The sequence below is a fragment of the Pseudomonas sp. GW821-FHT04C07 genome (genome assembly GCF_059420325.1).
This window is the reverse complement of the sequence record NZ_JBWKTM010000008.1, coordinates 80,141-89,995: the sequence shown is the minus strand read 5'-3', so window position 1 is coordinate 89,995 and position 9,855 is coordinate 80,141. Positions and strand designations below refer to the sequence as shown.

The 9,855-nt window shown below is 59.0% G+C and carries 8 protein-coding genes, 1 tRNA gene and 2 pseudogenes (1 of these 11 running past the window's edge); 4 read left to right on the top strand and 7 right to left on the bottom strand.

Annotation, left to right across the window (positions count from 1 at the left end; all coding sequences use genetic code 11):
* The 4 genes and pseudogenes from AC07UI_RS16200 to AC07UI_RS16185 all read left to right on the top strand — a co-directional run.
* A tRNA-Leu gene (locus AC07UI_RS16200) sits at positions 1-19 on the top strand (it extends 168 nt beyond the left edge of the window).
* A 121-nt stretch (positions 20-140) separates the two neighbouring features.
* Positions 141-254 (top strand): annotated as a pseudogene (locus tag AC07UI_RS16195) (iron ABC transporter substrate-binding protein); the annotation flags it as partial.
* 41 nt (positions 255-295) lie between these two features.
* The gene (locus AC07UI_RS16190) at positions 296-472 is read left to right on the top strand and encodes a hypothetical protein (protein WP_494993442.1); all 177 of its coding nucleotides are present in this window, start codon (positions 296-298) and stop codon (positions 470-472) included.
* Positions 473-779: 307 nt separating this feature from the next.
* A pseudogene (locus AC07UI_RS16185) lies at positions 780-1,154 on the top strand (transposase); the annotation flags it as partial.
* A gap of 41 nt (positions 1,155-1,195) precedes the next feature.
* Here the strand turns inward: AC07UI_RS16185 and AC07UI_RS16180 are convergent.
* From AC07UI_RS16180 to hfq, 7 genes are all read right to left on the bottom strand, one after another.
* Positions 1,196-3,130, bottom strand: coding sequence for a methyl-accepting chemotaxis protein (locus tag AC07UI_RS16180; protein WP_494993441.1), 1,935 nt, complete (start codon positions 3,128-3,130; stop codon positions 1,196-1,198).
* A 138-nt stretch (positions 3,131-3,268) separates the two neighbouring features.
* Entirely contained in the window at positions 3,269-4,561 is a 1,293-nt protein-coding gene (locus tag AC07UI_RS16175) for an adenylosuccinate synthase (RefSeq protein WP_494993440.1), read from the bottom strand.
* A gap of 54 nt (positions 4,562-4,615) precedes the next feature.
* Positions 4,616-5,803: an ATP phosphoribosyltransferase regulatory subunit gene (locus tag AC07UI_RS16170; protein ID WP_494993439.1), complete on the bottom strand. Its 1,188-nt coding sequence runs from the start codon at positions 5,801-5,803 to the stop codon at positions 4,616-4,618.
* Between the two features lie 275 nt (positions 5,804-6,078).
* A complete protein-coding gene (gene hflC / locus AC07UI_RS16165; RefSeq protein WP_494993438.1) occupies positions 6,079-6,948 on the bottom strand; it encodes a protease modulator HflC in 870 nt (289 codons plus the stop codon).
* Positions 6,948-8,120, bottom strand: coding sequence for an FtsH protease activity modulator HflK (hflK, locus tag AC07UI_RS16160; RefSeq protein ID WP_494993437.1), 1,173 nt, complete (start codon positions 8,118-8,120; stop codon positions 6,948-6,950). The genes hflC and hflK overlap by 1 nt, the downstream gene beginning before the upstream one ends.
* Positions 8,121-8,216: 96 nt before the next feature.
* Positions 8,217-9,518 (bottom strand): ribosome rescue GTPase HflX, encoded by a 1,302-nt coding sequence (gene hflX / locus AC07UI_RS16155; protein ID WP_494993436.1) that lies wholly within the window; start codon positions 9,516-9,518, stop codon positions 8,217-8,219.
* 12 nt (positions 9,519-9,530) lie between these two features.
* Positions 9,531-9,791, bottom strand: coding sequence for an RNA chaperone Hfq (gene hfq, locus AC07UI_RS16150; RefSeq protein WP_419117040.1), 261 nt, complete (start codon positions 9,789-9,791; stop codon positions 9,531-9,533).
* Between the last annotated feature and the right edge of the window lie 64 nt (positions 9,792-9,855).

Below are 9,855 nucleotides of genomic sequence, written 5' to 3'. Positions count from 1 at the left end.
CGTCTTCTTCTGGGCACCAATTCAAACTTCAGAGCATTGCTTTGAAGCTTCACAAAAACCCGCGAAAGCGGGTTTTTGCGTTTCTGGTTTTCGAATCTGCGCAGCCTGCGCGCCTTCGGTAGGTCTACGGCAACAACATGTCGGACCGCGGCCTGAAACCCTTCAACCAGCTGCAACCACCAAACGTCACCCCGGCCGACCTTGGCAACGCCGAACAAGCGCCGGATCTGGAACGTGACGTTGGCCTGAACTGATGAGCGCATCGCTAGCCGCCTCCGCAAACCGCAGGGGTTCTATGCCACGGCGCAAACGACCATCAATCTGGCTGCTGTTACCAGTGCTGCTGTTAGTGGTGCTGAGCCTGCTGCCGTTGCTGTATGTCGGACTCAAAGCCTGGCAAGCCGGTTGGGCCCAGGCACTGCATTTACTGTGGCGCCCCTATGTCTTTGGCTTACTGCGCAATACGCTGTGACTGATGATCGGCGTGATCGGCTTGTCTCTGGCCTGGTTGCTGGAGCGCAGCAACTTGCCTGGGCGCCGCTTGTGGGGGGGGGGGGGGGCTCTTCAGGATCACCCTACCCTTGCTTTGGCCTTCTTTACTGGCCGGATCACTGCTGATCGCCCTGCACATGCTGGTGGAGTTCGGCGCCCTGTCGATCATCGGCCTGCAAACCTTTACCACAGCGATTTACCAGCAGTTCGAGCTGGAATTCAGCAACGCCAATGCAGCGATGCTGTCTGCGGTATTGCTCGCGCTTTGTCTTGTGCTGTTGTGGCTGGAATTGCGGGTTCGCGGCAAGGATGCCAGTGCGGTGCAGCGATATGCCGGGATCGCCCCGGTCACCGAACGCAGTGGCAAGAAAAAAATCGTCCACTGGCGCTATCAATGCGCAACTTTTTTGCGCCAGACCTTTGTTGAATGGGCTGCCCACAGCATCAATCAATCGGTGTGGGCAGAGGCGTATTATCGCCAGCAAAGGGCCAAAGGCAGCTCTTACCAAGCGGCCCTCAGGGCACTGGCGTTCAAGTGGATCCGGATCGTTTATCGGTGCTGGAAAACCAGCACCGTGTACGACGAAAACGTTTATCTACAGGCCTTGCCTCGGCACGGCTCGCCTTTGATCAGCGAGCCGGACACAGCAAAGCCGTGCTGACGGAAAGGCTCAGGGCGTGATGGCGATGGAACAGGCAACATCTATGCCCTGAACTGCCCCAGACTCGCCTTCAGTTGCGCCGCCAAACCGTCCAGCACCTTGCCGCTGGCGGTTGTCTCCACCACCGCCTGAGCCGCGCGCTCTGCCTGGGCATGGATGGTTTCGACCCGCCCACGTACCGCGTGCGCACCTTTCGCCTGATGAGCCGCCGCCTGGGTAGCCAAACCAATCGCCGCATGGACCTGCTCAACCGAGGACTGCACCGACTGCTGCAAGCGCGCACTGTCACGCAACACCAGCAAGCCTTCGCTGGCCTGACGACCCGCCTGACCAATCGCCGCTACCGCTTCGCGCGCCCCCTGCTGCAAGGCACCAATATGCGCCTGGATGTCGCCGGTTGAGCTTTGAGTCTTACTCGCCAGCGCCCGCACCTCATCGGCCACCACCGCAAAACCGCGCCCGGTTTCGCCGGCGCGCGCCGCTTCAATGGCCGCGTTCAGCGCCAGCAGGTTGGTCTGTTCGGCAATTCCGTGAATCACCGTCAGCACCACTTCAATCTGCTCGCTTTGTTGCGCCAGTCGCTCGATCACTTTGGCGCCGGTATCCACCTGCCCGGCCAATGCCTCGATCAAGCTTCCGACCTGCGCCGATGTACGGGTGTTCTCGTCGGTCGCCTGACGGATATCCACCACCTGCTTCAAAGCCGCCTGCATGGCATGACTTTCGGCCTGGGCCTCATCGGCCATTTGCGACAACGCACGCAGGCTCTCCGCGACTTCGTCCCGCTGCGCCGTTGCTGCCGCATCGGCACCGGCATTGCGCAGGGTCATGGCGCCAATCTCGACACCCGTGCGCTGCGCTACATCGCCTGCCTCGCGGACAATCGGCTGCAACTTATCCACAAAGCGGTTGACCGCCGCAGCCATGTCGCCGATCTCGTCCTTGCTGTTGAGCTGGACGCGCTTGGTCAAATCACCCTCACCGGCTGCCAAATCATTCAGCGCCGCGATCAATAGATGCAATCGGTTGACCACCCGACGTCCCAGCACCACCGCCAGCAACAGCAAGACACCAAACCCGACCAATGCCAGGCCCATGCCGATCCGCCAGCGCAACGTTGCTGCAGCCTCCTGCACGGTGCTGGTGGTATTGTCCTTCATCTGCGAGGCGGTGGTTTGCGCCGACTGCAAGCGCCCACGCATAGCGGTTGCGCTATCAGCCGCTGCGCCCTTGAGACTATCGCCAACCAATTGATCACTGCTGGCAATCAAGGCCGAGAAGCGTTTATCCAAAGCCGCCAGATCAGTCTCTACCGAAGCCGTGGAGACCCCCATCAATACCTTGCCGATTTCCACGCCATTGGGACTGATCGAGGCTTCGAGGTAGTAGACCGAAGAATCGTGCTTCGCCGCATCCAGCACTTTATCCATCGCGCGCTCGCCCTGGCCTTTCTCCAGAAGGGCCTTGTTGATCGGGTTTTCCCGATTCATATAGCGAGTCAGGTGCTGGCCGGTGGCGTCGTCATACACCACGAACAGCACGTTGGGATTGCGCTGGGCACGTCGGGCGAATTCGGAAAGGGTCGGGACATCGTTGTCCCACATCGCGCGCGGAGCCACAGAAGCAAGAAGCTGGGCCATATCATTGGCCGAGTCCTTCAGATCCTTTTCCAGTGCAGCACGCAGTTGCGACTGCTCATCCTTCAGTCGCGAGGACAGACCCGCGGTCAGGCGCTGACGGGTACTGGTGGAGAGACTGTCGAGGCTCGACGTGACTTCACGCCCCGCCTGCTCGAGCTCGCCAGACAGTTTCTGGCTATCGACACCCAGTCGGGTACCGAGATCAGCTTCCAATGCGGTCACCGTACTCCGAGTCAGAGCAACAGCCACCAGCACCTGCACCAAAAGGGCGATACCAAGGGTAACGAACACAGGCCGCAGTAAACGGCTTTGTAACAGTGAGAGAACGGCCGACACAGGAAATCCCTCTACGTTGACGCCATTAAATTGATGGCACCCTGGAAAGGATAATCACAGCAAAGGTCGTGCCGTCCAACAGACAGAAACGACAAAGGACCCTATAAAGGGTCCTTTGCGTTTTACATCAACGACTTATTAAGCAAACGGATGACGCAGAACGATGGTCTCGTTGCGGTCCGGCCCCGTCGAAATAATGTCGATCGGCGCGCCAACCAACTCTTCGACGCGCTTAATGTAAGCACGAGCAGCCGCTGGCAGCTCTTCCAGGGTCTTGGCACCCAGGGTCGACTCGGTCCAGCCCGGCATTTGTTCGTACACTGGCTCCAGGCCGATGTAGCTGTCGGCGTCGGTCGGTGCGTCGATCACTGCACCATCCTGGTTCTTGTAGCCCACGCAGATATTGATGGTCTCAAGACCGTCGAGCACGTCGAGCTTGGTCAGGCACAGGCCGGAGATGCTGTTTACGTCGATGGCGCGACGCAGGATCACGGCATCGAACCAGCCGCAACGACGAGCACGGCCGGTGGTAGCGCCGAACTCGTGGCCACGCTTGGCCAGGAACGCACCAACGTCATCGAACAGCTCGGTCGGGAATGGACCCGAACCCACGCGAGTGGTGTAAGCCTTGGTGATGCCCAGAATGTAATCCAGGTACATCGGACCAAAACCCGAACCGGTAGCGATGCCGCCGGCCGTGGTGTTGGAACTGGTGACGTACGGGTAGGTACCATGGTCGATGTCCAGCAGCGAGCCCTGGGCACCTTCGAACATGATGTCCTTGCCGGCGCGACGCAGGTCGTGCAGCTCGGCAGTCACGTCCAGCATCATCGGCTTGAGCAGCTCGGCGTATTCCATGCACTCGTCGAGTGTCTTCTGGAAGTCGATCGCCGGCTCTTTGTAGTAATTGACCAGCACGAAGTTGTGGTAATCCAGCAACTCACCCAGCTTCGCGGCGAAACGCTCGCGATGGAACAGGTCACCGATACGCAGGCCGCGACGTGCAACCTTGTCTTCATAAGCCGGGCCGATACCGCGACCGGTAGTACCGATCTTGAGCTCGCCACGGGCTTTTTCACGGGCCTGGTCCAGCGCCACGTGGTAGGACAGGATCAGCGGGCAGGACGGGCTGATACGCAGGCGCTCGCGCACCGGTACGCCTTTCTCTTCCAGCTTGATGATTTCACGCAGCAAGGCGTCAGGTGCAACCACCACGCCGTTACCGATCAGGCACTGCACGCCTTCGCGCAGTACGCCCGAGGGGATCAGGTGCAAGACGGTTTTCTCGCCGTCGATCACCAGCGTGTGACCGGCGTTGTGGCCACCCTGATAGCGCACTACGGCGGCAGCATGTTCGGTCAGCAGATCAACGATCTTGCCTTTGCCCTCATCACCCCATTGGGTGCCCAGGACTACGACATTCTTACCCATAACACTTGTCCTCATTCGCGCAAACTTGGTGCCGGCAGCGGCCGGCAGGAAAACTCAAGAGGCCAGCGGCAATACTTGCCAAAGCCCGTTCTGCAGAATCAATTGCCGGTCGCAGTCCGCTTCACGGGCGGCGGCCAAAGGCTGCCCAGGCAACGCCTGAACGACACGCTGACCCTCACTGCGCAACTGGCAAACCTGCTGCCAGAGTGCCGCGTCCGTACTGTCAGGCATCCAGATACCGCCAGACGGTAGCTCGACTTCAGCACGCCCCAGGGTCACCAGGGTTTTCAAATCGGTAGAGAAGCCAGTCGCCGGACGGGCACGACCGAAGTCGGCGCCAATATCGTCATAACGACCGCCCTGAGCGATGGACTGGCCAACACCCGGGACGAATACTGCGAACACCACACCGGTGTGGTAGTGATAACCGCGCAACTCACCCAGGTCGAAGTAAAGCGGCAACTCCGGGAAACGCGCGGACAAACGCTCGGCAATCGCCAGCAAGTCATCCAGCGCAGCCAGAACAGGAGCCGGCGCATTGGCCAGACGCTCACGGGCAGCCGCCAATACTTCACGGCCGCCACACAAATCGACCAACGCCCGCAGCATGCCCGACAGATCGGCAGGCAGGCCTTCGGTCAAGGTAATGACCTCATCGATCGCCTTGCGCTGCAAAGCGTCGAACAACTGTTGCTCCACTTCACCGGACAAACCGGCGGCACGGGCCAGACCACGATAGATACCCACATGGCCAAGATCCATGTGCACATCCGGCACATCGGCCAGTTGCAGCATCGCCAGCATCAAGCTGATGACTTCAACGTCGCTGCTCGGACTCGCATCGCCGTACAACTCGGCGCCCAGTTGAATCGGGCTGCGCGAGGACGACAAGGCACGCGGCTGCGCATGCAGAACACTACCGGCATAGCATAGGCGGCTCGGACCTTCGCGACGCAAGGTATGCGCGTCGATACGCGCCACTTGCGGGGTGATGTCGGCGCGAAAGCCCATCTGTCGGCCCGACTGCGGGTCGATCACCTTGAAGGTCCGCAGATCGAGATCCTGGCCTGCTCCAGTCAGCAGGGATTCCAGATATTCGATGTGCGGGGTGACGACGAACTCATAGCCCCAGCTCTGGAACAGATCCAACACCTGACGACGCGCTACTTCAATACGCGCCGCTTCCGGCGGAAGTACTTCTTCGATGCCATCTGGCAGCAGCCAGCGGTCTACCGTTGCCATTACGCCATTCCCCTGTGATCCGGGCGGCACGCTTCTGGGCGAGCCTTGAGTAAAGCAGAAAGTATTGCATCCGACGCAAACCCAGTCGGACAACAGCCTGAACCCAGGCTACACAGCACTTTCCTCGAAAAATCTTGCCAAGTTCTCAAGCGAACTTCAGCCAATCAAACGTGCAGACGCAAAAAAGCCGGGAATTTCCCGGCTGCCGCATCATACACTCGTTTTCCCAAAGGATCACCCCGCCAAGCGCATTAGCCGCTCGGCGGGGCGCCCCATCAAGGCTTGGCTTTTTCCAGAAAACGGAAGAAGTCGCTGTTTGGGTCCAGAACCATGACGTCGGATTTGTTCGTGAAGCTTTCACGGTAGGCACGCAGGCTACGGTAGAACGCGTAGAACTCCTGATCCTGACCATAGGCCTTGGCGTAAATCGAAGCGGCCTGGGCATCGCCATCACCGCGAGCCTCTTCCGACTCACGATAAGCCTCGGCAAGCAACACGCGACGCTGACGATCGGCGTCGGCACGAATGCCTTCTGCCAGCTCGTTACCTTTGGCGCGATGCTCGCGAGCTTCACGCTCACGCTCGGTGCTCATACGCTCGAACACGCTGCGGTTCACTTCCTTCGGCAGATCGATGGCCTTGACCCGAACATCGATAACTTCGATGCCCAGCTCTTTTTCCGCCATTTTATTGAGCGAAGCAGTGATGTCCGCCATCAGCGCATCGCGCTCACCGGAAACCACTTCATGCAGGGTGCGTTTACCGAACTGGTCACGCAGGCCCGATTCCAGACGACGCGAGAGTCGCTCATCAGCAATCTGCTTGAGGCCGGATGTCGCGGTGTAGAAGCGCTCGGCATCTTTCACGCGCCACTTGGCGTAGGCATCGACCATGACGGCTTTCTTTTCCAGCGTCAGGAAGCGCTGCGTCGGTGCATCAAGCGTCATCAAGCGCGCGTCGAACTTGCGCACCTGGTTGACGTAAGGCACTTTCACATGCAGGCCCGGCTGAACATCAGTCTGAACCACGCGACCGAACTGCAGCAGCACCGCACGCTCTGTCTGAGCCACGATGTAGAAGCAGTTCCAGGCAGCGATAGCCACGATGACGCCGACAATAAGGGCGATCAGCGATTTATTGCTCATCAGCGACTCTCCCTGGTACGCGTTTGCTGTTGCTGCGAATCCGCTGCGCTGCGCGGGCTCACATCGCTGTTGCCAGCTGCTGCCGCGCCCACTGCCGGTGCAGTGCCGCTACGACCGCTTTCGATCATCTTGTCCAGCGGCAGATAAAGCAGGTTGCTCTGCCCGTTCTTGTTACCGGTCACAAGCACCTTGCTGGTGTTGCTGAAGACTTCCTGCATGGTGTCCAGGTACAGACGCTGACGGGTGACCTCAGGGGCCTTGCGGTACTCGGCCACCAGTTTGGTGAAGCGATCGGCCTCACCCTTGGCGCGAGAGACGGTCTCGTCGCGGTAACCATTGGCATCCTCGAGGATCCGCTGGGCCTGGCCACGAGCTTCCGGCACCACGCCGTTGGCGTAGGTCTCAGCCTGGTTGCGCGAACGCTGCTCATCTTCACGAGCGCGGATCACGTCATCGAAGGCTTCCTGGACTTCACGGGGAGCGGCAGCGCTCTGAACGTTGACCTGAGTGACGGTGATACCGGTGCGATAGGTATCGAGGAAGCGTTGCAGACGCTCCTTGATTTCGCTGGCCATCAACTCACGCCCCTCGGTCAGCACCTGGTCCATCGCGGTGGAACCCACCACATGGCGCAGGGCACTCTCGGTCGCGTGTTGCAGGCTGATTTCCGGCTGATCGACGTTCAGCACGAAGTCCTGCAGGTTGCTGATCTTGTACTGCACGGTCAGCGGCACTTCGACGATGTTTTCGTCTTCAGTCAGCATTTGACCCTGCTTGGTATAGGCACGCTCACGCGTGACGTTTTCCATGTACTTGCGATCGATCGGCGGGAAGTAAATGTTCAGACCCGGGCCGACGGTTTCATAGTACTTGCCGAAGCGCAGCACCACGGCCTGCTCCTGCTCGTCTACGACATAAACCGCGCTGTACAGCCAGATGGCCGCCAGCACGACAAGGCCGATACCAAGCAAGCCGTAACCTCCGCCCTTGCTTGAACCACCGCCATCGTCACCACGTTTCTTGCTACCACCGAACAACCCATTCAGGCTTTCCTGTAGCTTACGGAAGGCCTCGTCGAGATCTGGCGGCCCCTTGCGGTCGCCATTATTTCGGCGCTTACCACCCCAAGGATCCTGATTATTCGAGTTGCCACCCGGCTCATTCCAAGCCATAGCGCTCTCCATCTGATAAAGCAAAGACGCGCCCGCGGCGCGCCGACCAATGCTACAGAATGCCTGCTACAGCGGCACAACCGCTTTTTCAGGCTTTTATTGCAAAGTGTGTTGCTCGATGAACTCCAGCGGTTGCATTCCTTCGCGACTCACCAGTCGATTCAACTCGACCCGTGGCAAGCGAACAGCCAGTAAACTGATGCCTTCTTCATCGTGTTCTTCTTTCTGTACTGCGCCTAAAGCGAAGAACTGAGCACGCAGTCGAGCAAAACGCTGGGGCAAGCGCAAGGTGCCGACGAACAAATCGTTGCCGAGCAATTCTGCGACAGCCTGCTTGAGCAGATCCAGTCCCTGACCGTCCCGGGCCGACAACCAGACCCGCTGCGGCTTGCCGTCGGCATCGCGCTGGATCTGCGGCTCCACACCCTCAAGCAAATCGAGTTTGTTATAGACCTCCAGGATCGGCAAGTCTTGAGCACCGATCTCGCCGAGCACCACCATGACCTGCTCAATCTGAGCCATACGCTCGGGCTCATGGGCGTCGATCACGTGCAACAACAGGTCGGAGTTGCTCGACTCCTCCAGCGTAGCCCGAAACGCCTCGACCAGCTTATGCGGCAAATGGCGGATAAAACCCACGGTATCGGCCAGCACGATGGGACCGAGGTCTTCGAGCTCGAGGCGGCGCAGGGTCGGGTCGAGAGTGGCGAATAGCTGGTTGGCCGCGAAGACATCGGAGTCGGTCACCGAGTTGAACAGCGTCGATTTGCCGGCGTTGGTATAACCCACCAGTGAAACCGTCGGAATGTCAGCACGCTTGCGGCCACGACGCGATTGCTCACGCTGGCTGCGGACCTTTTCCAGACGCCCCTTGATCTGCCGCAGGCGAATCCGCAGAAGACGCCGGTCTGTCTCGAGCTGGGTTTCACCCGGGCCACGCAGACCAATACCGCCTTTCTGCCGCTCAAGGTGAGTCCAGCCACGAACCAGCCGCGTACTCATGTACTCAAGCTGGGCCAGCTCTACCTGGAGCTTGCCTTCATGGGTGCGTGCGCGTTGGGCGAAGATATCGAGAATCAGACCCGTGCGGTCAATCACGCGACACTCGAAAACACGTTCGAGGTTACGTTCCTGACTGGGTGTGAGGATGTGATTGAAAATCACCAGATCTACCTGTTCGGCTTTGACCAGGTCGCGTAACTCTTCGACCTTGCCGCTGCCAATCAGGTATTTGGCGGTTGGCCGATTACGCGGCACGTTAAAAAACGCGACGGTCTCGGCGCCGGCCGATATTGCCAACTCCTGAAACTCCTGCGGATCTTCGCGCGCCTCAGGGTCCTGACCATCCAAGTGAACGAGAATTGCCCGCTCACCACCACCGTGGCGCTCAAAGAACAAAGGAGACTCCTATCAGGCGTTACCTGGCTCAGCGTCACCCTGTTCGGTTTCGGTTGCGCTAGGCAAGCGAATTGGACGAACCGGAACCACTGTCGAGATAGCGTGTTTGTAAACCATCTGGCTGACGGTATTTTTCAGCAAAATCACGAACTGGTCGAAGGACTCGATCTGACCTTGCAGTTTGATCCCGTTGACCAGATAAATGGAAACCCCAACTTTCTCTTTACGTAAAGTATTCAAGTAAGGGTCTTGTAGCGAATGCCCTTTTGACATGTGCCGCACTCCTTTAAGGATCAATAATAAAAAAATTAGAAAACAGATGGCTTTTGGCCGCCAC

Excerpts from the sequence above, each read along its gene's own strand:
- AC07UI_RS16190 (WP_494993442.1), top strand. The coding sequence starts at position 296 with ATGCCACGGCGCAAACGACCATCAATCTGGCTGCTGTTACCAGTGCTG.
- AC07UI_RS16175 (WP_494993440.1), bottom strand. The coding sequence starts at position 4,561 with ATGGGTAAGAATGTCGTAGTCCTGGGCACCCAATGGGGTGATGAGGGC.
- AC07UI_RS16170 (WP_494993439.1), bottom strand. The coding sequence starts at position 5,803 with ATGGCAACGGTAGACCGCTGGCTGCTGCCAGATGGCATCGAAGAAGTA.
- hflC (WP_494993438.1), bottom strand. The coding sequence starts at position 6,948 with ATGAGCAATAAATCGCTGATCGCCCTTATTGTCGGCGTCATCGTGGCT.
- hflK (WP_494993437.1), bottom strand. The coding sequence starts at position 8,120 with ATGGCTTGGAATGAGCCGGGTGGCAACTCGAATAATCAGGATCCTTGG.
- hfq (WP_419117040.1), bottom strand. The coding sequence starts at position 9,791 with ATGTCAAAAGGGCATTCGCTACAAGACCCTTACTTGAATACTTTACGT.